Genomic DNA, 21,102 nt, shown 5'->3' with positions numbered 1-21,102 from the left:
CACCCTCCACGGCTATTCCTGATTACCAACACTCTTACTCCCCACTTCCTGCTTCAAAAACTGATGTAGATGGTTGAGATAGGTTTCTGGGTCTTCCAGCATAGGGAAATGGGCTGTATTGGGCATCACGATATGCTGCACTAGAGGATTGAGGGCTGCGGCTTGTCGCCCCATGTCAGCGGGGATGATCTGGTCATATTGCCCTGAGATCAGCAACGTCGGCACTGTTAATTGCTTAAACTCCTGCGGCATCACCTCTACGGCTCTCTTACTGACAGCGGTGTAAATTGTGCCCATGGCAGCTTCATAATCTGCCATTAAAAAGTCATCCAGAAAGGCACGACTAATGGGATTGGGTAGGGCATTGCGAACGAAGCGAGCCATAAATATACGCGAGATGCCAGGAATCGCTGAAAGCCACTTGGGACGGAAGGAGACGACATAGCCGCCAAACTTGTAAAAGGCGTTAAATGCTTTCTCGTCATACTCAAAGATGCCACTACAGGTCAAAATGGCTTGCTTGACCCGTTGAGCATAGAGATTTAGAAAAAAGACTGCAATCGATGAGCCAGTGGAATGGGCATTTAAGTAGATCTGATCGATCTGGAATTCATCTAGCAAACTTGCCAGATCATCAGCATAGGTTTCCAACTCGTAACCGATCGCCGATACTGTCTCAGGAACGGGTCGGGGCAGGGACGATCGCCCAAAACCGCGCAAATCATATAGCAAACAATCAAACTCATTGGCTAACGCCTGTGCGGTGCTCTCCCAATAACGGGCGGAGCCTGCCCAACCATGCATAAACACCATAACGGGCTTGGTTGATGAAGGCGATCGCTCTGATCCTGTGGCTGTGATCCACTGGTAGTAGTGGTCTACTCCCCGAATCGAAAGGTAGGGCATTGGAAGACGCTGTGAATCTAGATGAAGTCAAAAAAATAAGTGTAGGGACATGGTACACCATGCCCCCACCGAAAGTTTTATTTTCTCAGCACTGGGATTTAAGCTGATTCAGGTTTGGGCAGCGATGAAGGATGCAATAGCAACTCGGCTGTAGACCGCTTCTCTACCATTTCGCGAGTAATGGTACACCGAGTCACATCCTTGCGCGAGGGCAGTTCATACATCACATCGAGCATCAGTTCTTCTACGATGCTCCGCAGGGCTCTAGCTCCCGTCTTGCGACGATAGGCTTCCTTGGCGATCGCCCGCACCGCATCCTGCTTAAACTCAAGCTGCACATTGTCCATCTTCAGCAGTTTTTGATACTGCTTCACCAGAGCATTGCGAGGCTCAGTCAAGATTGCGGTTAACGCATCTTCATCCAGGGGATCAACCACCGCAATCACAGGTACACGACCAATAAATTCGGGAATCATACCAAACTTCACCAGATCGTCAGGCTCCAAATGCCTCAACACATCTGCCGCCCGTTTCTCTTTAGGCTGGTTTTCTCCAGGCTGAATAAAGCCCATCGTCTTTTTGCCCATCCGTTGCTCGACGGCTTTGTCGAGTCCGACAAACGCCCCACCACAGATAAACAGAATGTTGCTGGTGTCGATTTGAATGCAATCTTGATAGGGATGTTTACGCCCACCCTGAGGAGGAACGTTAGCGATTGTCCCCTCCAACATTTTCAGCAGAGCTTGCTGCACCCCTTCACCCGATACGTCACGGGTAATGGACGGATTCTCGCTCTTGCGGGCAATCTTATCAATTTCGTCGATGTAGATAATGCCGCGTTGAGCTTCTTCAACGTCAAGGTCAGCAACCTGCAATAGCCGCAATAAGATATTTTCTACGTCTTCACCGACATAGCCTGCCTCTGTCAGGGTAGTGGCATCAGCCACCGCAAAAGGCACATCCAACATTTCTGCCAGAGTTTGAGCCAGCAGAGTTTTGCCACATCCAGTCGGACCAATCAGCAGGATATTAGACTTTTGTAGCTCTACCGAATCTTCAATCTTGCCTTTTGACTGGGTGAAGCTCAGTCGTTTGTAATGGTTATAGACCGCTACAGACAGAACTTTCTTAGCTTCATCCTGCCCGATCACATGCTCGTCCAGGTGCTTCTTGATCTCCCTGGGTTTGGGAATTTGATTAAGAGATACATGGGGCGATCGCGGTTGTCGTTTTTCTGGCTGTTGCTCTCGGCGAGGGGAAGGCTGAGGAACCGTGGCACTTGAGTCAAACAACTCCTCATCTAAGATCTCATTGCAGAGGTCAACGCATTCGTCACAGATATAAACTCCTGGACCCGCGATCAGCTTACGAACTTGCTCTTGCGACTTACCACAGAATGAACACTTAAGATGGGAGTCGTATTTGGTCATAGTCGCCTCTTATTTCAATGCGGTGAGAGTCTCTCGAGCAGAAGGAAGGTCTTGCCGTGAGATGACCTGATCAATCAGACCGTAATTCTTTGCTTCCTCAGCGGACATAAAGAAATCGCGCTCTGTGTCAGCCTCAATGCGTTCAAGGGGTTGACCCGTATGGTGGGCTAACAACTCATTGAGTTTGCGCTTATGATACAAAATTTCTTTTGCCTGGATCTCGATATCAACTGCTTGACCTTGAGCACCCCCAAGCGGCTGATGAATCATGATGCGAGAACTGGGTAAGGATAAACGTTTGCCTGCCGTGCCGCACGATAACAGAAAAGCTCCCATACTAGCAGCCAACCCATAACAAATCGTAACGACATCAGGCTCGATAAATTGGATCGTGTCGTACATTGCCATACCCGCCGTCACTGAGCCACCGGGGGAGTTGATATAGAGTTGAATATCTTTTTCGGGATCTTCAGCCGCCAAGAAAAGCAGTTGTGCCACAACAGAATCAGCGACCGCATCATCAATCGGGGTGCCGATAAAAATAATGCGTTCTCGGAGTAAGCGGGAGTAGATGTCAAATACCCGTTCGCCTCGCCCCGACTGCTCAACAACCATGGGAGGAAACGCATTGCTAGCTCCACCAGAGTAGAGACTATAGGGTTGAGCTGCAATGGTTGGGTTGCGATCGAATTGGGAGGAAATCATAGAATCAAGGGAAGGCATGTTTAAGAGCAAAATGAGTTGGGGCTTGTCAATCTTGTAATGCCATATCCGACATTATGCCTCAACTGAATTAAGACTGGTTGGGAATCCGGGAAATGCTACAAGTTGGATGCAAATTGTTGCATTCGTGTAACAAATCCCCGATGTAGGTATACCCAGGCTTAAAACGTCGATCTTACAGTAGGACTGCTGTAAGATGCGCCACTCGAAAGACTATGTTCAGCATCTTTGACATTAGGAATGGGAATTAAGTAGGTTCGACGTTTGTTGGGCGAGTTTTGCCGTCAAATCCATTGCAGAGCATAGATTGTTTGCTAAACCCACCCGTACAGTTGCGGGTTTGTGAAATCCACAATCCTAAACCTCTTCGGAGGGTGGCGATGACGTAGCATCTGAGTCAGTATCCGCCGCTTTGCCTTTAGTTTTTTTAGTCGATCGCGAAGTTTTCTTAGCGGGTTCAGCCGACTTCTCTTCGGTGGGTTCAGCCGCAGAAGTTGACGCCGTCTCTGGCTCAGCCGATTTCTTGCTCTTGGTTGCTTTTTCCGGACTGGGGGCAGGCGTAGCGACTGGGGCATCAGGCACAGCAACAGCGGTTGCTTCAACTGTAGCCTCAGATGCGACCGGGGTTTCGGCAACGGCTGTTTCCTCAGCAGGAGGTGTGTCAGTCTGAGCTTCTTCGACGGGAGCTTCAGCCGGGGCAAGTGACCCTTCGGGCACCAGTTCTAGCGTGGAGTGCTCTTCTAGCCAGGCAAAGATCTTCTCCTTCAGCAGGTCTTCTTCCACAACCTGGCGCAGTCGATTGATGTCAATATCCTGCCCCGCAAAGTCTTGGAGCATTTCATTCACTTTGGCTTCGATCTCGGCTGGTTCAACCTTGATCGACTCTCGCTTAGCAACCTCACCCAGTGCCATCGTGCGTTGAATGCGGCTGATCGCCTCTGGTCGAGATTGCTCCCGCAATCGCTGCACCATTTCTGGTGTAAACATTTGTTTAATATCCATGCCCTGACGCTCTAACTGCATTGCAGTTTGAGTCAGCATGTAGTTGATTTCTTGTTTGATCAGCGTTTCCGGAAGGTCAACTTGAATGTGCTTCACCAACTCGTTGAGGATGGCTTGCTCCTTATTGGATTGCGTTTTCTCCTCAACTTCCTTCTTGAAGCGGGCTTCTAACGAGTCGCGCAACTCCTGGAGCGTTTCAAAGTCGCTGACGTCCTGAGCAAAATCGTCATCCAGCTCAGGCAGTTCCTTTTCCTTCAGATCCTTCAATGTGATGGAAAAGACGGCTGCTTTGCCTGCTAAATCGGGCTGAGGGTAGCCCTCTGGGAAGCTCACTTCAACATCCTTGCTCTCCCCAGGAGTCATACCAATAATCCCTTCGATGAATCCTTCGATGAACCTGCCTTCCGTCAGTTCAATTTCAAAATCAGTTGCGCTGCCACCGGGAATTTCATCCGAACCTTCTTCGGGAGCTTGAGCTAACCGTCCTGTAAAGTCTACAACGGCTACGTCACCTTCTTGAGCGGCTCGATTTTCGACAGGAACGAGGGTTGACATGCGGTTGCGATAGGACTCCAATACCTCGTCAACCCGCTCAGGCTTGTAGGCAATTTCTTCGGCTTGAATCTGGAACCCTTGGTATTGGTCGAGGGTCGGTGTTGGAGAGACGTCTACTGCCGCTGAAAAGGTGAAGGCAGAACCGGGATCAAATTGGTTGATCAACTCTTCAAAGGGCGATCGCAATTCAAAGTTCCCAATCGCCTCAATCTTTTCCTGTTCGATCGCCTGCTTCAGGCTGCTGTCGATCAATTCTTCAATCACAGCAGCTTTGATGCGAGTTGACCCAAGCCGCTGAATCAAAACCTGACGTGGCACTTTGCCCTTGCGAAAGCCAGGAATGTTCATCGAGCGCATGAAATCTTGCAGGGTTTTCTCATACGCCTGTTTAGACGCTTCAGGGGTGATTTCAATTTCTAGACCAATCTGGCTAGCGGGCAGCTTTTCCTGGATTACTTTCATCGGTTCTCTCGTGGCACAATCACGCGGCTACTTAAATTTTTTGATATCACCGCAATTAGCTATAGTAACTGATCTCGATTAAACCGATGTGATTCTCAATAAGTTTTGAGATGAGGCAATCTTAACAATTAGGTGCAGATAGAGTTTTTCGATGGGGTGCCTTTAAACTAGGGTCTTAGCCGTTTTCACCCTTAAATAGCTATTCACCTGGGATATCTAAGTGATAATGTCTAACTATGTTTCGTGATCTCGCCAGCCCTATGGAATAGTGACCTGATCCTTGCCAGATCTCTGATTGAGTGGGTTGTGGGTGGTTCTGCCCTCTGTTAACCAACGGTAACTATAAATTTTTGACTAGGAAAAATATTTAGCTTCAAGCCAGTTTTTATCGTTAGGAGAGAGTCCAGAGGCTATACTGGCTATGCTTATAGAGTTAGTTCATGGATTCGTAAAAATCGCGATTTTATCAGAATTGTTATTTGGCGTTGACTTTCTAGCGTTAGTCACCATTCATTAAAATTCGTTGGAGGAAATTAATTTTGCCAAACTCATATCGGGTTGCTATTTTAGGAGCGACTGGGGCTGTTGGAACTGAACTTTTAACCCTGTTAGCCGAGCGTCAATTTCCCCTCGCAGAGCTTAAGCTGCTTGCCTCTTCCCGTTCAGCCGGAAAAACGCTGACGTTTCAGGGAGAAACGTTGACCATTGAGGCAGTCAGCGATCGCTCCTTTGACAATATCGATATTGTGTTGGCATCAGCGGGCGGTTCCACCTCAAAACAGTGGGCACCCCAGGCAGTCGCAGCCGGAGCGGTCGTCATCGACAACTCCAGTGCCTTTCGGATGGATCCCACCGTGCCGCTAGTCGTGCCAGAGGTCAACCCTCAGGCAGCAATAGGTCATCGGGGTATTATTGCCAATCCCAACTGCTCCACAATTTTGATGGTGGTGGCCCTCTATCCTCTGCATCAGGTGAAACCAATCCAGCGAGTTGTGGTTTCTACTTACCAGGCTGCCAGTGGAGCCGGAGCACGGGCGATCGAGGAAGTTAAGGCTCAGGCGATCGCGATTTTGAACAATCAAACCCCGCCAACAGATATCTTTCCCTATCCACTGGCATTTAACCTCTTTCCTCACAACACTCCAATTGACGATCAGGGTTATTGCCAGGAAGAGATGAAGATGGTGAATGAGACGCGCAAGATTTTTGGCGACGCTAAAATCCGCATTACGGCAACCTGTGTACGGGTTCCAGTATTGCGAGCCCACTCAGAAGCCGTTAACCTAGAGTTTGAAACCCCATTTGATGTAGAGCAGGCTCGACAAATTTTAAGTCAGTCTCCCGGTGTCAAGCTTGTTGAAGATTGGCAGGCTAACTACTTCCCAATGCCAGTTGAAGCTACAGGCCAAGATGACGTTCTGGTAGGGCGTATCCGCCAGGATATCTCCCATCCCTGTGGGCTAGAGCTATGGCTGAGTGGCGATCAAATCCGCAAAGGGGCTGCTCTGAATGCAGTACAAATTGCCGAGCTATTAATTGCCCAAAACCTGTTGCGATCCTCTGGCAAGATTGAGATTGGTGCAAGGGTTTAGGGAGTTGGGTGTAGGAGACAGGTGTGACTAATTTTGGACGAGTTTTGACTGCGATGATTACCCCATTTAATCTGGATGGTGGGGTTGATTATGCGGTCGCCGAGGCGTTAGCTGTGCATCTAGCCAACCATGGCACAGATACACTCGTCGTCTGTGGCACAACAGGTGAGTCACCAACTCTCACTTGGGACGAGGAATATCAGCTTTTTCAGGTAATTCAACAAGCGGTTGCAGGGAAAGCCAAGATTATCGCCGGGACAGGGTCAAATTCTACCGCTGAGGCAATTGCAGCTACTCAAAAAGCAGATAAACTAGGATTAGATGGGTCACTCCAAGTAGTTCCCTACTATAACAAGCCACCTCAGGAGGGTTTGTACCACCACTTTCGAGCGATCGCCGAGGCTAGTCCTGACCTGCCGATGTTGCTTTACAACATTCCAGGACGCACAGGTCAAAACCTCCTCCCTGAGACGATCGCCCGTCTCGCCGAAGTTCCTAACATCGTTGCGGTCAAGGAAGCTAGTGGCAGCCTCGATCAGGTCAGCCAGGTGCGTCGTTTAACCCCGTCTACGTTTGGCATTTACTCTGGTGATGACTCGTTAACCCTGCCAATTTTAGCGGTTGGTGGTCAGGGTGTTGTAAGTGTTGCCAGTCACCTTGTAGGAGATGAGATCCAACAGTTGGTTCAAGCTTTTGAGCAGGGACAGACTCAGACTGCCACTAAAATTCACCTACAACTGTTGCCTCTATTCAAAGCCCTGTTTCTTAGCACAAACCCCATTCCCGTTAAGGCTGCTCTGAGACTTCAGGGATGGCAGGTTGGTTCGACTCGTCCTCCTCTGTGTGATGTCACAGCTGATGTCGTCCAAGCCCTTCAGTCCATCATGACCGAGCTTAATTTATTGGCTGCTGATTAAAACGCTGGTTTCTAACGCAGTAGCAATATCCTTTAAGCTCCCCGACATAAGGTTTCCTTACAACTGAATAGCCCGACCCCACTTCATAATTCAGAGCGTTTTCATCAATTTCGGTTGAACCTATCAATCGTTTGCGTTCTGGTTAGCGTCTACCCAACTCCTATCTTGTCTCCACTCTTGATAGCTGTTTTTCAAACATTTCATTTCATTCTTTAAGGACATACATGAGTCAAAACGGATCGTCACCTACACTCAAAATTATTCCTCTAGGCGGATTACACGAAATTGGGAAAAATACCTGCGTTTTTGAATACAAAGATGAGATTGTCTTGCTGGATGCAGGTCTAGCCTTTCCGACCGACGGGATGCATGGGGTGAACGTGGTCTTGCCAGACACCACCTATCTCCGTGAAAACAAACATAAAATCAAGGGCATGATTGTCACCCATGGTCATGAAGACCATATTGGTGGTATTCCCTTTCACCTCAAGCAGTTCGATATTCCTGTGATGTATGGTCCTCGCCTGGCGATGGCACTCCTCCAGGGCAAATTAGAAGAAGCCGGAGTTGCCGATCGCACCGAGTTGAGAACCGTCCGACCTCGTGACATGGTACGGATCGGTAAGTATTTCCTGGTGGAATATATTCGCAACACCCACTCGATCGCCGATAGTTTTACCGTAGCCATCCATACCCCCGTAGGCGTAGTCATTCATACAGGCGACTTTAAGATTGACCATACTCCGGTGGATGGTGAGTTTTTCGACTTTCAACGGTTAGCAGAGCACGGTGAAAAAGGCGTCCTTTGCCTGATCAGTGACTCGACCAATTCTGAAGTGCCGGGGTCTACTCCTTCTGAGCGATCGGTGTTTCCGAATCTCGATCGCGCCTTTGCTCAAGCAAATGGACGCTTGTTTGTCACCACCTTTGCGTCGTCCGTCCATCGCATCAACATGATTTTGGAATTGGCGAAGAAGCACCAGCGTGTGGTTTCTGTATTGGGGCGATCGATGCTCAACGTCATTGCTCAGGCGCGGTTGTTGGGTTACATCAAGTGTGAAGACAGCTTGTTTGTGCCCCTTAATATGATCAACAAGATTCCGGATAACGGCGTTTTGATTTTGACCACTGGCTCCCAAGGGGAACCGATGGCGGCGATGACCCGTATCGCTAATCAGGAGCATAAACAAGTTAAAGTGCGCCAGGGTGACACGATCATCTTCTCTGCCAACCCTATCCCTGGGAACACGATCGCCGTTGTCAATACGATCGACAAGTTGATGATGCAGGGGGCAAACGTCATTTATGGACGAGAGAAAGGGATCCACGTCTCCGGTCATGGTGCCCAGGAAGATCAAAAATTGATGATCGCGTTGACCCGTCCTAAGTTCTTCTTGCCTGTTCACGGTGAACACCGAATGCTGGTGAAACACGCTGAGACAGCCAAGAGTATGGGCATTCCTGCCGAAAATATGGTGATCATCAACAATGGTGATGTCGTGGAACTGTCACAGGAGAGTATTCGGATTGCTGGTAAGGTTCCCTCTGGCGTTGAGTTGGTGGATGCTTCACGGGGGGGTGTTGTTCGGCAAAACGTCCTGCGGGAACGACAACAGCTTGCAGAAGACGGTATCATCACGATCGCCGCTGCGGTAGGTTGGCGGGGTGAACTACTGGCAAAACCTGAGGTTCATCTGCGGGGCGTTGTCACCTCGGTTGAAAAAGCCCGTCTGGAGAAGTTAGTCGTGCAGACGATCGAGACAGTGCTGGGCGATCGCTGGAAGGAATTTACCCAAAACTTTGGTGATGGTGAAATCGAAGTTGAGTGGACTAAACTCCAGGCTCACCTCGAAGCCGAATTGCGTCGTCTGATTCGTCGAGAACTACAAAGCAATCCTATGTTAGTGTTCTTGCTGCAAACCCCAGCTGAATCAGCCGCTCAAGCAGCCAGACGACAGCGTCCGGTTGAGCGCGTTGCTTCCTGATTAGGAATGCAGTCAGTAGGTTTGCGTAGGGGCGAATTACACTTCACCCCTACGGTCGAGACGGTGGTGCGGTTAACAAACGCATCATCTTTTTTTATGTCAGTGACATTAGCATTACTGACGCAAGGGTTATAGCCGGAGCCACATTACAATGGGGCGGAGGCGAGTCCAGGAAGCCTTCCCAGCATCAGGGTTTGCGCTATTCCTTTGTCTGAAGTTTTCTGACCAAAGCTATATATAGCTATCGCCACTTCATTTAGGGCAGAGGGGAGCTAGGAGTTCCACCCCTGCACCCCATCCTAACCACCCCAGTCTCCTGGCTGAGGTGGAACAGGGGTAGACTTTGCAAAAAACAACCCATACATCGTGACTGTTGTGTGTTGGCGTAGCGATCGCTCTACCTCACCATCGATCGCCTTTTTCCTTTAGCGATGATTAGTACAAACATATCCGTGATAACCCTTAAATCGCTAGAATCGGTAAGGGAAATTTTAGTGGGATTACTCACTAAAAGATTCCGGATTTGAGGCAAGATTAAACCGTTAAGTAAGGGGACAGTTGATCACCTGCCACATTCCCTTACATAACCAGGAGTAGCCAGACTTAGGATAAACGGGATGCACAAGGGTCATCGCTCTACACTTCTAATCGATTTGCAAGGTTTCTCTTAAAATCTGCGATCCCCATCCGATAAAGTCTGATTTACGACTGTAGGTTATCGATAGGTAAGTCCCACCTCACTACTACTGAGGAACCCAGATGAAAGCACCGGACTGTAACCAGCAAAACATCATCACCCAAGACATTGCGCTTGTCAGTTGGATTTGGCTCGATCGGCAAACCGTTGCCATCCCTTCAGAACCCTCTACCCAACCCATCCAACCCCAACCGACCAAACCCACATCCGACCTTTTGCAACCTCTACGCCACTGGCTAGACAACATCAATGTTCGCGATGCAAAGGTTGCGCGACGACTTTGTCAACTGATCCCCGCTCAATGTCCGTTTGAGCGAACTATCCGGCTCTTTGGTCGCACGATCCTTCGCATTCCTCCTCTCTGCAAGCTGAACCCCTTGTATGACGAAGTGGTTGCATTGCGATTTCGCGCCTTGTGTTACCTAGCTGATGAGTGTGGTGAGGACATTACCCCCTACTGCTAGGTATTCTTAAACCCTGTGGCTACAGGCACGATTAGGACAAAGTGTAAGGGCGACTGCTGCTCAGGGGCGAAGCCTTCATAACCCATCCTGATGAGACACATCCAGCTACGGATTGCTTGAGTAACTGTTGAGACAGTTAATCCAAGGGGGGTTGGGGGCTACGCCCAAGTTAAGGGTTCCACCCCTGCACCCTGTCCTAACCAACTCCTCGGTTACTATATCAATGAAACAAGACAGGGGCGTTTGATTAAACGCCCCTACTTTGTAGGTTCTGAAAAATCACCCCATTATAGCCATAGCCCCATTTGATAGGGCAAAGGGAAGTCAGAAACCTCTCCCAGAATCAATGTTTGAGCCATTGCCTTTGTCTTAGGCTTTCTGACCAAAACTATACTTGCGAGATCAAGCAACGGTAGGGGATTCTGACTCTGTATCACTGACATCGTCTGTCTGTACGGCTGGCAACTCTAGACAGTAGCCCGCACCATAGACGGTTTTGATGTAACGGGGATGACGGGGATCAGGCTCTAGCTTAGTTCTCAAATGTCTAACGTGAACCCGAATTGTTTCAATATCATCATCGGGGTCGTATCCCCAGACCTCTTTCAAGATTTCACTTGGCGAAACCGTCTGCCCATGGCGTTGCAACAAACAGTGCAGTAACTCAAACTCTAGATGAGTTAATTTCACGGTTTGGTCAAACCAAATTGCCTCTAATCGCTCAGGAACCAATGTTAGAGGACCATAGTTGAGAATTTCGCTGTGCTTGGCAGCTTGGGGAATGCGATCGGTGCGCCGCAGGAGTGCCCGAACCCGTGCCAACATTTCTTCAATTTCAAAGGGTTTTGTTAAGTAATCATCAGCACCAGCATTAAAGCCATCGACTTTGTCTTGGGTTTGACCCAATGCAGTCAACATGAGCACTGGAATGTCGGCTGTACGCTCATCCCGACGCAACCGCTGGCATACTGTAAAACCGTCTACCTTAGGAAGCATCAGGTCTAACATAATAAGGTCGGGCAATAGCTGAAGAGCCAATGCCTGACCCTTGATGCCGTCAGTTGCCTGACTGACATCATACCCAGCCATTTCTAAATTCACAGCGACCAGCTCTGAAATTGCAGGGTCATCGTCAATGACGAGTATCCGAGGCATCATTCAATAAGACTTAACGACAAAATGTGTAGCAATTGTTGAGAACTTGTTTAGGAATAAGAAGATTCCTGTAAGGATTCTAAAGCCTTTCTGAATAAAGTGCACCTGATGAATGCGAATTAGCCGCCTCTAGAGCAAAACTTTGTAATAAGTTGCCCAAAAATCCAGCAAAAATTTAGGCGTTGCAAAGATACGATGCTCAGTTCAAGACAGTCATTAAGCGATTTGTGAGGGGGAATGCTCTCAATGATTATCGACGGAGTTGTCATCCTTGGGTTGCTCACTACCCTGCTGTATGGTTTGAAGCTGCGACAAGTCGCTCAGCAAGCCCCTCGATTATCTCAGCCTAGCAATCTTGATCTACGATCGCCACTTTCATCAACGGTGGCAGTTGTCGTGCCTGCTTATAACGAAGCTAACAATGTAGAGAGTTGTCTGAAATCAATTCTAAACAGCACATCATTACCGCCAGAGCAATTGGAGGTGTGGTTAGTAGATGACCAATCTACGGATGAAACCTGGGCGATCGCTCAGGCGTTGTATCAGCAATTGGGCGACCCACGGCTCAAGTTACTGTCTGGGGCACCTCGACCTCACACTGAAGTTTGGGTTGGCAAAAATTGGGCGTGTGCTCAGGTGGCAACGTTGCTGACAGCAGACTATGTGCTGTTTTTAGATGCAGATATGCGGCTCAAACCTGGGGCGATCGAAGCGGCAGTGACAGCCGCAGTTCAGGAAAACGCCGATTTGCTCAGTTGTGCCCCGGCGATTGTCTGTGGTTGCTGGGCGGAGTGGTTGATTCAACCGTTGATGATTGGGGTTTTATTGGCAGGGTTTCCCTTTGCGGCGGTGAATGATCCCCAGGATGAAACGGCGTTTGCTACGGGTCAGTTTATGTTGTTTCGGCGATCGGCGTATGAGGCGATTGGAGGACACCGATCTGTTGCTGCTGAGGTGGTGGAGGATGTCACCCTGGCACAACAAATTAAATCCAATGGCTTTGCTTTGCGCTATAGGTTAGGAGCCGACCTGGCATCGGTGCAGATGTATGACTCTTGGGCAAGCATCTGGGAGGGGTGGACGAAGAACCTCTATTTAGGGTGTCAGCGAAGCCTCAAGACGATCGCCCACCTTTGTCTGGCAATATTAATGACCTGCACGCTGCCGTGGGTTGCTTTAGGAGTTCTGTTAAGGCAGGCCGCTACAGGTTCCATTGCCATAGCAGATGGGGTGGCGATCGCTTTGTCTATTGTTACCATCACACTTCACTATGCTTTGCGGCGCACCGAGGAACAGATTGCTCACATTCCTCCTCGCTATTGGTGGCTTACACCAGTGGGGGGAGTGCTGATTGTGGCGATCGCGATTGGGTCTGCTATCAAAACGGAGACGGGTTGGGGCTGGACATGGCGGGGGCGATCGCTTCGTAGTTCTCCATTGGAGTAATCGCTGCCCTGAGCATGTTTATTGCTTGTTACCTCAGCGATCGCACGTCAATTCGGTTTAAGAACCCGGCGAATGAATTCGCGGCTACTAAAGCAAAGTCCGCCGACGCGGACTCCGGAAAAGGCAGGATTTGACGAACCGACGCAGGTCGGTTTTGCCCCGATAGCGGCGGTTAAAACCGCCGCTATCCTTGTCCCGAATTCACGTTAATACAAGTCAATTTCGTTTCAACGGCTGGAATCTTGATCCCAAACTCCGATTAATACAGCCGTGTGCAAATTGGTTCAATATAGGGGGTGCAGGGGACAGTACCTCCTGCGTGGGGGTTCCACCCCTGCACCCCAAATTCCCACCCTTATTTACGACGAGTTGTACTAAGATTGTGAAAAAATTAGTGCCTGTCATTCTCCTGAGTTGAAACACAAACGTTCAAAGGTTTTACTGCTAGCCTTACTCAACTCCCTGGCTGATTTCGATGGAGAGCTATCCGAGGATGCAAAACTTCTGTTGGATGAGTTGAGCCAACGGTCTAATATCATTCCTCCGCTCTATGCCGATGTTTTCCTGCTGCCCCGCTCTGCAACCTGCGCAGATTTGGTGAAACGAATCAGATCTTTGTCCCAAAAACAGATTGCGATCGCCAGTTACGCATTTCAAATCTTTCGCTTTTATGAGCAGATTTTAAGAGTCAACACAGCTGAAACTTCCCCTCAACAACAGGCAGCCTATGCATCTCAGTTAGAGAAGGTACGCCTTTCGGTGGCTCGCACGAAAGTTGCACTGGCAGAATCCTTTGGGCAAGGAATCGAAAACCACTACAATGACCTGTGAAAAACTATTCGGAATACCCGATCGCTATGTCTTCTTTTGACCGTCAGCAAGCCGATCGCCTCCTGCAACACATCAACGGCATTGAACAACTCCTAACCGAGGTCGATGAAGCAGGAGCAGAAGAGGTTTTGGATGAGCTATACATGCTCATAACCAAACTGTTTGAGCAGTTTCCTCAATTGGACAAGGACGAAGATTGATGTGAGATACAGGTTTTCAGGAGAGCACCCATGAAAAACCCAGTTGGCTACTTTGAAATTCCGGTGATTGACCTCGATCGCGCCATCCGTTTTTATGAGGCAGTTTTTGGGCTATGACTTTGAGCGGGCGACTGTAGACGTTAACGAAATAGTATGGTTTCCCCTTTATGAAAATGCACGGGTATTAGTGGTGCGCTGGCAAAAGGAGAGCTAACTCAGCTTAACGGTCTGGAATGGTGCTACTGCTGATATGGAGGTTTGAATGCGAACGATCTGGGCATTTGCATGGGGGGCATTGGTCGGCGTTTTAGGTGGACTCATTGGGTTAGGGGGTGCAGAGTTTCGTCTACCTGTGCTGGTTAGTATTTTTAACTATCGAACCATTCAAGCAGTTATTATCAACCTCATTGTGAGTTTGGTTACGGTCACATTCTCATTCATCTTTCGCAGCGGTATTGTTGGTCTAGAAAATGTGATTGCAAATTGGACGGTCATCGTTAATATTTTGGCAGGCTCTCTAATTGGTTCCTATTTGGGAGTTCATTATGCAACTCGAATTAACGAACAAATTCTAAATCGGGTTGTTGTAGTGTTTCTGATTTTTCTAAGTGTCGTGTTGATGGGGCATAACCTCATCTTTGGTGTCGGAAGTCTGCTCTTACCAGAGCTTGCCAGAATTAGCCTTGGATTTTTAGCAGGAATTGTAATTGGTATTTTTAGCAGTATGTTGGGTGTCGCAGGTGGCGAGTTGATCATCCCAACGATTATTTTGTTGTTTGCTGTTGATATTAAACTGGCAGGAAGTTTGAGCCTTGCAATTAGCATTCCAACAGTTCTGGTGGGTCTGTTGAAATACAAGAGTCAACAAAAGCTTAAGGAAGTTAAATCAGAGCGAGAATTTATTGTTTCAATGGCATTTGGTTCAATTTTGGGAGCATTGGGTGGCAGCTATTTATTGAGCTATATTTCTAGTTCCCTGTTGTATCTACTCCTGGGTTCAATTTTATTTTTATCTGCATTGAAGTTAGCCAGACACAAAGTGGTTCCATAAACCGTTTTTCTGTTAGTGGTTCACCTTGCCCAGGTATCTGGAGCACCCAAAGGCGTGAAAGTGAGAGTCAGGATGGAATCCTGACTTGAAGCGTATTCTATAGCGATCGCCAAAACCATCAGGACATTGAATTTGAGTCCTGCTGAGAGAGACGCGATTAATCGCGTCTGTCCTGTTGAGTGCCTTGTCTTAACTGAGGTGACTACAGCTATATCCTGCTCGATCAGGTGGATAGGGGTTGTCACCACAAATAATTGTCATCACAGATGGTTGTCATCACAGAACAACTGCGACGAAAGGACGACATCAGGTTCTAACCAAATAGCTAAGAGGGTTCTAACCTTTCATAGACCCAATCGCTGGACTAGGCGCGTTAACGTGTTTACAAAAGTAAACGATAGTAGTCTGCGGTTATGATTCCCAATTTATTGGAAGCGACAAACGAGTATTGGCGCAAGTTAAATGAGCTAGAGTCAGCTTACCAGCGAGGTGAGGTGTCGCTAGAAGAGGTGGATGTGAGAGTCGCGACACTGATGGCGGAACTGGGGCAGGAACGTCGTGCTACCATCCAATTTTTGCTGGGCAATGTAAACCGAATCTGGAATGAACAGCGAGAGCTAGTTATCGGCTTAGGGCTGATTGGCGTTTTAACGTATACCTGGATGGTAATTAGTTGAGGAGCTTGCGAATCAATTTGAGTCTCTCTGAACAGACTTCAGATTCCGCGAGTTTCGCTGGGTAGCTTTTACAAACTCCTAAAAATGGACACAACTGGACTCGAACCAGTGACCCCTACGATGTCAACGTAGTGCTCTAACCAACTGAGCTATGCGTCCGTGCAGTATTTGATAATAACACAGGCTAAGGTGCCACGCAAAAGTCATTTTAGCAATCAATTGCTTTTGTAGACAATTGCTCTTACATGCAATGTCAATTAGACGATGTTAACGGCAAGAGGCCATGCAAAGGCGTCTATCCGAAAGTTGTTGCCTCAATCGATCATGCCTCTTGCCGTCAATCGGTTACTGTCTTAATTTCTGACCAGCCATTTTTGACCGTTCAATCGCTGCACTGTATAGAGCAACAGTAAATCCAGCGTTACCTTGCGCTCATCAATCATGAAGGATTCTAAGGTGCTGGGTTTAGCTCCGCCCTCAGCATAGGCAAACACCTTCTGGCTCTGAATATCTTCTTTCAGGAAGCCGATCAGAAATTGTCGTTGACCAGCCTTGAAGTCGCCGAGCACTTGCCAGCAATCCCCAGCCTCTTCTAACCCCTTAATGGGGAGCGATCGCTTCTCAAACGTCAGGGTGAGGTCAGTAACGCCCAGCGTTTCCATCATCTGCTTTAACTTAGGCAGATAATCCTGGTTCATAAACTCGACAAAGGGCTTATCCTCCAGGGCAGGGGCTTTTTCTTTTTTAGGCTTTTCTGCTTTAGCCGCAGGTGCTCCTTCTGCTGCCGCAGGTTTTTGACGCTTTGGCTTTTCAGCCGCTGCCTCTGGTGCAGCAGGGGTATCTTGTGACTCGGTTGGAGTAGGTTCTTCTGGCATTGTTCAAATGACTCTGGTTAGGAGGTCGCGATCGCTCATCTCATTAGGATGAACTTTAATCACGCAACAGTGCTTTACGTCTATAGTACAAGGTTTGCTCAAGTCAGAAACAGATTCCTACAGGATGAACCCGCAGAATTTTTAATCGTTAGGATTAGTGGCACTACAGAATTTTGTCAACCAGTCGCGTGTGTTTTGGGGCGATCGCAAGCGTACAAACTTGAGATGGGCAAAGATAGGGTCCTGACTGAGAGCAGCATAGGTACGGCGATGTTTGCGAAAGGTGCGCAAGGCCCACAGCAAGATGGAATCCCGACTAAAAAATGAAAGCTGCCAGTTTTCTCGGTTGCCATTCCATAAGACCTCCTGTCGCCAACTCCGTTGCAATGTTCGCTTCAGCAATTGCCACATGACTAGCCCAAGAGGATAATCTAGCCACACAATCGTGTCTGCCCGACTCCAGACCAGATCCCGCACTTTGCTGTAGTTGCCATCGACCACCCAGCGATCGCCACTCAGAGCTTTGGTAATCCGTGCTTGAAAGACGTCTAGGGGGGCTTCTGTCCAGTTAGGTTCCCAGTGCAGTGCATCTAGCTCTACATGAGGAATGTGCAGCAATTTGGCGATATGTCGAGCGGTCGTAGTTTTACCAGAGCCGCTGCAACCGACGACCACAATACGTTGAGGAACACCTTGAGGATGATGGGCTGTAGAGGAATGCATAAGAAATGGGAATTGAATTAAGTTCGATATTGGGTAGGGGCGAGTTTTACCGTCAAATCCATGGCAGGACAGAGATTAGTCTGCTAAACCCGCCCGTACCGTTTGCGGATTTATTAAATCCACAATCCTAAAGAAGAGAGTGGGGAGCCACGTGAAAAGCAACGGTTGACAGGTCAATTGGGGCATTGAATTCACAAAGGTTTGAAGTTGCGGGAGTAAGGTTGGCTTTTTTAGCTGCCTGAGCAAAAAAAGCCACGACCGTGAACGACCAGACAAATACTTTACTACCAGCCACCCAACTCATAGTCGTTATGAGTATGATTAGGTATGGGAAGTGGCAACTCCATCCCCCTGCCCTCCTCACCTCAATTGGAGAAATTCTATGAACTTCAAGCGATTTGAGCACATCAATCTGTCGTGTCGCAATCTTGATGCGACCCAACGCTTTTATCAAACCCTATTTCCTGATTGGGTAGTGCGTGCCCAGGGAGAATGGCAAGGAGAGCGGTGGCTCCATTTGGGAAACAATCAGTTTTATCTGGCGTTGAATGATGCTACGGATGACGATCGCCTCCAGCTACCCTATGAAGGTGTAGGGATTAACCATGTTGGGTTTGTCATCGAGGACGGTGAGGGAATATTAACCCTGCTGAATGCAAACGGCATTGAGCACTACACCATGAACTCGCCCGAAACTAAATTTCGTATTTATATTAACGATCCAGACGGCAACGAAATTGAATTAGTGGAATATCAAGAGACTTACACTTTTCGGTAAAGGGTTCTACAACATCCCCATCAGCGTTACTTCCCAGGTGAGCCGAGGCTGCACCGAACCGCGCAGATGCCGACGAGCAGTTTCCAGTAGTTGTAAAAACTGAGGATGAGTCTGTCGCTGCCAATAGCGGTGTTGCAAGTAGTCGATAAACCACAGTTGCGCCTCTACGTCTAATTCTTTATCGATTTGGCGAGCGAGTTCTAACGCATGGCGCAGCGATCGCGGTGGTTGGGTCACGGTTTCGAGTAGCTCTGGGTCAATGGCTTGTAGTTGCTGCCAGTGGGCGATCGCCTCGCCTGGACTGCCCTGTGCCAGTGCCAAGATCTCTGGATGCTGCAATATCTCCTGATGTCCGGTGCGCTGTAACACCTCTGCTACATCTTCAGTGCTCAACCGTTGAAACCGTACTCGCTGACAACGAGACACAATCGTTGGTAGCAGCGCATCTACACTCGATGCAATCAGAATGAGCGTAGCTTTTCCCGGTTCTTCTAACGTTTTGAGTAACCCATTGGCGGCTGCATCTGCCATCGATTCGGCTTGCTCCAAAACAATCACTGCCCGCAATGCCTCTAAAGGTGGACGACTGAGAAATTGAGTGATTTCCCGCACCTGATCTAACCGAATTTGTGGTGGCGTTTTGCGTTTCACCCCCAACTCAGCTGCTTCTTTGACAGAGATGCGTTTGCCCTGATGCAAATAGGTCGGCTCTACCCAAAACAAATCGGGGTGATTGCGCTGCTCAATCCGCGATCGCAATTGGGGCGAGGAGGTGCCCTGCGGAGACAACAACAGTTCCGTAAACCCCTGTGCGGCAAGACTGCGCCCGACCCCCGGCACCCCCACAAAGAGGTAAGCAGGGGCAATGCGATCGCGCTCAACCGCAGCCGTGAGTAATTCCACTGCTTGTGATTGTCCAATTAGCGTATCAAAGACCGATGAAACCATTTAGCTTGCAATGCTAAAGCGTTGTTTGACTACTGTTTGAATCCGTTCAGCCACTTGCTCTTCGGTGCCAGAGGCGTCAATGCGAACGATGCGTTGTGGGTGCTGTTCAGCCAGTTTGACAAAGCCCTGTTGCACTCGCTGATGAAACGCTAACTCCGCTTTTTCCATGCGATCGCTGGCTCCTCGTCGTTGAGTTCGTGCCAGACCCGTCTCAACCTCTAAATCTAGCCACAAGGTCAGATCGCTCTGCAATCCACCTGTTGCAATCTGATTGAGCTGATCAATCAACGTGTGATCCAGACCTCGACCATAGCCCTGATAGGCGATCGTTGAGTCTGTGTAGCGATCGCACAAGACCCAATGTCCCTTTGTCAGACGAGGTTTGAGAAACGCCTCGACATGTTGGGCGCGATCGGCAGCATATAACAATAGCTCCGCTCGATCGGCGATCGGCTCTTGCTCGCTGTGCAGTAGGAGTTGACGAATTTCTTGACCAACATCTGTACCACCGGGTTCACGAGTAACAACAATCTGAAACTCAGAATTCGTTTGCGATGGCAATAAGGGTTGATTTTGTAGAAGCCAGGTTTGTAGTCGCTGCACCTGAGTTGTTTTGCCGCTACCCTCAACCCCTTCAAACACAATAAAACGACCTGACATGCTTCTTCTAATATTTCGATAACCTGGCGTCAGCTTACACAGTCTTGGGGGGTTGCAGCAACAGAGCTGTCATGTAAAAATTTGGCTAGCAGAGTTTTTTATTGACCTGTATTCTCAGGTTAAATAAAGTGTAGGCTTCTAAAGTTTTTGTCCGGATAACTAAGTTAATTGGCTGAAGTGCATACATCATTTTGAGCCATATAACGGGTCAATTTGGCTAGCTAAACATTAGTCAATCAAAGAGTCGTCTCCAGAAAATAGCTGAGACTTCAATTTAAGTTCGATATGATCAAGTCAATGATGTGCTGCTTGTCCGGAGTTGCTTATGGCTCGTTACACTAGCTTATTCACAGTTGCCGTCTCTTTTGACCACCTCCGGCAGTTGCTAACGGACATCCTAGAGTCTTGTCACTTTGATGTCATCTACAATACAGATGACTATGTGGTAGCTCGTGAGACACCGGGACGTGTCACCTTCGCTAAATTGGTGACGGTCGAAGTGTTGATTGATAAGTTTGCGACTGACGATTCAGAAGTACGGATGAGTTTTGTGGTCAAAAACGAAGAACTTCCTATTCACAGTGATAATCACTGCCGTCAGATGTTTAACCTGGTTAATCGGGCTGTAACAGAGAGTCGCCAATGGCACTTAATTGAGAGTGTTGCGACTTGATTATCGCTAACTAAAAAGTCTCTAGAGAAAATATTGATTCTCACAATTATTTTACTTTAGAGAGGGAAATTAAATCAGTTTGATATTGGGTAGAGACGGGTTTTGCCGCCAAATCCATCGCAGGATACCGATGGGTCTGCTAAACCTACCCGTACCTTTACGGATTTATGAATCCAGGCTCCTTAAAGCGTTGCCTGATATTCCTTGTCTCCACATACTGAAGGCTCAGCAGTGCTAACTAGGATCAGTAGTGCAACCTTTACATTGCTCCCTTCATTTTTGATCACTCCATTACTTGCATAACTTACCTGAAACTGCTTTATTTCTTCCGTCCCAAGTTTTAAAGAAAGGG

22 protein-coding genes and 1 tRNA gene are annotated in these 21,102 nt (G+C 48.4%); 13 read left to right on the top strand and 10 right to left on the bottom strand.

Annotated elements, in window-relative coordinates; genetic code table 11:
• Positions 1–12: 12 nt before the first annotated feature.
• From H6G89_RS20195 to tig, 4 genes are all read right to left on the bottom strand, one after another.
• Entirely contained in the window at positions 13–906 is an 894-nt protein-coding gene (locus tag H6G89_RS20195) for an alpha/beta fold hydrolase (protein ID WP_190509741.1), read from the bottom strand.
• 98 nt (positions 907–1,004) lie between these two features.
• Positions 1,005–2,336 (bottom strand): ATP-dependent protease ATP-binding subunit ClpX, encoded by a 1,332-nt coding sequence (gene clpX / locus H6G89_RS20190; RefSeq protein ID WP_190509739.1) that lies wholly within the window; start codon positions 2,334–2,336, stop codon positions 1,005–1,007.
• 9 nt (positions 2,337–2,345) lie between these two features.
• A complete protein-coding gene (gene clpP / locus H6G89_RS20185; protein WP_190509737.1) occupies positions 2,346–3,041 on the bottom strand; it encodes an ATP-dependent Clp endopeptidase proteolytic subunit ClpP in 696 nt (231 codons plus the stop codon).
• Between the two features lie 375 nt (positions 3,042–3,416).
• Positions 3,417–5,078, bottom strand: a complete 1,662-nt coding sequence (gene tig, locus H6G89_RS20180; RefSeq protein ID WP_190509735.1) for a trigger factor — start codon at positions 5,076–5,078, stop codon at positions 3,417–3,419.
• A gap of 539 nt (positions 5,079–5,617) precedes the next feature.
• Between tig and H6G89_RS20175 the strand changes: the two genes are divergently transcribed.
• The 4 genes from H6G89_RS20175 (at position 5,618) to H6G89_RS20160 (ending at position 10,733) form a co-directional block, all read left to right on the top strand.
• Positions 5,618–6,670 carry an aspartate-semialdehyde dehydrogenase gene (locus H6G89_RS20175; protein WP_190509733.1) on the top strand — a complete coding sequence of 351 codons (1,053 nt, stop codon included), beginning with the start codon at positions 5,618–5,620 and terminating at the stop codon, positions 6,668–6,670.
• Between the two features lie 23 nt (positions 6,671–6,693).
• On the top strand, positions 6,694–7,587 hold the full coding sequence (gene dapA / locus H6G89_RS20170) for a 4-hydroxy-tetrahydrodipicolinate synthase (RefSeq protein ID WP_190509731.1): 894 nt from the start codon (positions 6,694–6,696) through the stop codon (positions 7,585–7,587).
• Positions 7,588–7,811: 224 nt separating this feature from the next.
• Positions 7,812–9,572 (top strand): ribonuclease J, encoded by a 1,761-nt coding sequence (locus H6G89_RS20165; RefSeq protein ID WP_190509729.1) that lies wholly within the window; start codon positions 7,812–7,814, stop codon positions 9,570–9,572.
• Between the two features lie 759 nt (positions 9,573–10,331).
• Positions 10,332–10,733: a Mo-dependent nitrogenase C-terminal domain-containing protein gene (locus tag H6G89_RS20160; protein WP_190509727.1), complete on the top strand. Its 402-nt coding sequence runs from the start codon at positions 10,332–10,334 to the stop codon at positions 10,731–10,733.
• A gap of 402 nt (positions 10,734–11,135) precedes the next feature.
• Here H6G89_RS20160 and H6G89_RS20155 read toward each other — a convergent pair whose 3' ends face one another.
• On the bottom strand, positions 11,136–11,888 hold the full coding sequence (locus H6G89_RS20155; RefSeq protein ID WP_190509808.1) for a response regulator transcription factor: 753 nt from the start codon (positions 11,886–11,888) through the stop codon (positions 11,136–11,138).
• Positions 11,889–12,134: 246 nt separating this feature from the next.
• On the opposite strand from H6G89_RS20155, the gene H6G89_RS20150 reads away from it, so the two are divergent.
• The 7 genes from H6G89_RS20150 (at position 12,135) to H6G89_RS20120 (ending at position 16,093) form a co-directional block, all read left to right on the top strand.
• Complete coding sequence (locus H6G89_RS20150; protein ID WP_190509725.1) at positions 12,135–13,334, top strand: glycosyltransferase; 1,200 nt, start codon at positions 12,135–12,137, stop codon at positions 13,332–13,334.
• A gap of 72 nt (positions 13,335–13,406) precedes the next feature.
• Positions 13,407–13,544: a hypothetical protein gene (locus tag H6G89_RS20145; protein WP_190509723.1), complete on the top strand. Its 138-nt coding sequence runs from the start codon at positions 13,407–13,409 to the stop codon at positions 13,542–13,544.
• A gap of 204 nt (positions 13,545–13,748) precedes the next feature.
• On the top strand, positions 13,749–14,165 hold the full coding sequence (locus tag H6G89_RS20140; RefSeq protein WP_190509721.1) for a hypothetical protein: 417 nt from the start codon (positions 13,749–13,751) through the stop codon (positions 14,163–14,165).
• Between the two features lie 26 nt (positions 14,166–14,191).
• On the top strand, positions 14,192–14,365 hold the full coding sequence (locus tag H6G89_RS20135) for a hypothetical protein (RefSeq protein WP_190509719.1): 174 nt from the start codon (positions 14,192–14,194) through the stop codon (positions 14,363–14,365).
• A 30-nt stretch (positions 14,366–14,395) separates the two neighbouring features.
• A complete protein-coding gene (locus H6G89_RS36445; protein ID WP_375539703.1) occupies positions 14,396–14,482 on the top strand; it encodes a VOC family protein in 87 nt (28 codons plus the stop codon).
• A 145-nt stretch (positions 14,483–14,627) separates the two neighbouring features.
• Entirely contained in the window at positions 14,628–15,416 is a 789-nt protein-coding gene (locus H6G89_RS20125; protein ID WP_190509714.1) for a sulfite exporter TauE/SafE family protein, read from the top strand.
• Positions 15,417–15,829: 413 nt separating this feature from the next.
• Positions 15,830–16,093, top strand: coding sequence for a hypothetical protein (locus tag H6G89_RS20120; RefSeq protein ID WP_190509712.1), 264 nt, complete (start codon positions 15,830–15,832; stop codon positions 16,091–16,093).
• Positions 16,094–16,178: 85 nt separating this feature from the next.
• On the opposite strand, the gene H6G89_RS20115 is transcribed toward H6G89_RS20120, so the two are convergent.
• From H6G89_RS20115 to H6G89_RS20105, 3 genes are all read right to left on the bottom strand, one after another.
• Positions 16,179–16,252, bottom strand: a tRNA-Val gene (locus tag H6G89_RS20115).
• Between the two features lie 194 nt (positions 16,253–16,446).
• Complete coding sequence (locus H6G89_RS20110; protein WP_190509710.1) at positions 16,447–16,968, bottom strand: DUF2996 domain-containing protein; 522 nt, start codon at positions 16,966–16,968, stop codon at positions 16,447–16,449.
• Between the two features lie 141 nt (positions 16,969–17,109).
• Positions 17,110–17,691, bottom strand: coding sequence for an adenylate kinase (locus H6G89_RS20105; RefSeq protein WP_190509708.1), 582 nt, complete (start codon positions 17,689–17,691; stop codon positions 17,110–17,112).
• A gap of 382 nt (positions 17,692–18,073) precedes the next feature.
• Between H6G89_RS20105 and H6G89_RS20100 the strand changes: the two genes are divergently transcribed.
• The gene (locus H6G89_RS20100; protein WP_190509706.1) at positions 18,074–18,469 is read left to right on the top strand and encodes a VOC family protein; all 396 of its coding nucleotides are present in this window, start codon (positions 18,074–18,076) and stop codon (positions 18,467–18,469) included.
• Between the two features lie 6 nt (positions 18,470–18,475).
• On the opposite strand, the gene H6G89_RS20095 is transcribed toward H6G89_RS20100, so the two are convergent.
• Complete coding sequence (locus H6G89_RS20095) at positions 18,476–19,417, bottom strand: DNA polymerase III subunit delta' (protein ID WP_190509704.1); 942 nt, start codon at positions 19,415–19,417, stop codon at positions 18,476–18,478.
• Complete coding sequence (gene tmk, locus H6G89_RS20090) at positions 19,418–20,077, bottom strand: dTMP kinase (protein WP_190509703.1); 660 nt, start codon at positions 20,075–20,077, stop codon at positions 19,418–19,420.
• A 325-nt stretch (positions 20,078–20,402) separates the two neighbouring features.
• Between tmk and H6G89_RS20085 the strand changes: the two genes are divergently transcribed.
• Entirely contained in the window at positions 20,403–20,750 is a 348-nt protein-coding gene (locus H6G89_RS20085) for a hypothetical protein (protein WP_190509701.1), read from the top strand.
• Positions 20,751–21,102: the final 352 nt, after the last annotated feature.

This window comes from Oscillatoria sp. FACHB-1407 (assembly GCF_014697545.1).
In the GTDB taxonomy this organism is placed as follows: Bacteria; Cyanobacteriota; Cyanobacteriia; order Elainellales; family Elainellaceae; genus FACHB-1407.
Note: the sequence above shows the minus strand (reverse complement) of the source record. Positions and strands in the feature narration are given on the sequence as shown.

Coding starts and splice junctions, on each gene's coding strand:
- H6G89_RS20165 (WP_190509729.1), top strand. CDS start 7,812: ATGAGTCAAAACGGATCGTCACCTACACTCAAAATTATTCCTCTAGGC.
- H6G89_RS20105 (WP_190509708.1), bottom strand. CDS start 17,691: ATGCATTCCTCTACAGCCCATCATCCTCAAGGTGTTCCTCAACGTATT.
- tmk (WP_190509703.1), bottom strand. CDS start 20,077: ATGTCAGGTCGTTTTATTGTGTTTGAAGGGGTTGAGGGTAGCGGCAAA.
- clpX (WP_190509739.1), bottom strand. CDS start 2,336: ATGACCAAATACGACTCCCATCTTAAGTGTTCATTCTGTGGTAAGTCG.
- H6G89_RS20160 (WP_190509727.1), top strand. CDS start 10,332: ATGAAAGCACCGGACTGTAACCAGCAAAACATCATCACCCAAGACATT.
- H6G89_RS20135 (WP_190509719.1), top strand. CDS start 14,192: ATGTCTTCTTTTGACCGTCAGCAAGCCGATCGCCTCCTGCAACACATC.
- H6G89_RS20125 (WP_190509714.1), top strand. CDS start 14,628: ATGCGAACGATCTGGGCATTTGCATGGGGGGCATTGGTCGGCGTTTTA.
- H6G89_RS20195 (WP_190509741.1), bottom strand. CDS start 906: ATGCCCTACCTTTCGATTCGGGGAGTAGACCACTACTACCAGTGGATC.
- H6G89_RS20100 (WP_190509706.1), top strand. CDS start 18,074: ATGAACTTCAAGCGATTTGAGCACATCAATCTGTCGTGTCGCAATCTT.
- H6G89_RS20145 (WP_190509723.1), top strand. CDS start 13,407: ATGAATTCGCGGCTACTAAAGCAAAGTCCGCCGACGCGGACTCCGGAA.
- H6G89_RS20110 (WP_190509710.1), bottom strand. CDS start 16,968: ATGCCAGAAGAACCTACTCCAACCGAGTCACAAGATACCCCTGCTGCA.
- clpP (WP_190509737.1), bottom strand. CDS start 3,041: ATGATTTCCTCCCAATTCGATCGCAACCCAACCATTGCAGCTCAACCC.
- H6G89_RS20150 (WP_190509725.1), top strand. CDS start 12,135: ATGATTATCGACGGAGTTGTCATCCTTGGGTTGCTCACTACCCTGCTG.
- H6G89_RS20155 (WP_190509808.1), bottom strand. CDS start 11,888: ATGCCTCGGATACTCGTCATTGACGATGACCCTGCAATTTCAGAGCTG.
- H6G89_RS20120 (WP_190509712.1), top strand. CDS start 15,830: ATGATTCCCAATTTATTGGAAGCGACAAACGAGTATTGGCGCAAGTTA.
- H6G89_RS20095 (WP_190509704.1), bottom strand. CDS start 19,417: ATGGTTTCATCGGTCTTTGATACGCTAATTGGACAATCACAAGCAGTG.
- H6G89_RS20085 (WP_190509701.1), top strand. CDS start 20,403: ATGGCTCGTTACACTAGCTTATTCACAGTTGCCGTCTCTTTTGACCAC.
- tig (WP_190509735.1), bottom strand. CDS start 5,078: ATGAAAGTAATCCAGGAAAAGCTGCCCGCTAGCCAGATTGGTCTAGAA.
- H6G89_RS36445 (WP_375539703.1), top strand. CDS start 14,396: ATGAAAAACCCAGTTGGCTACTTTGAAATTCCGGTGATTGACCTCGAT.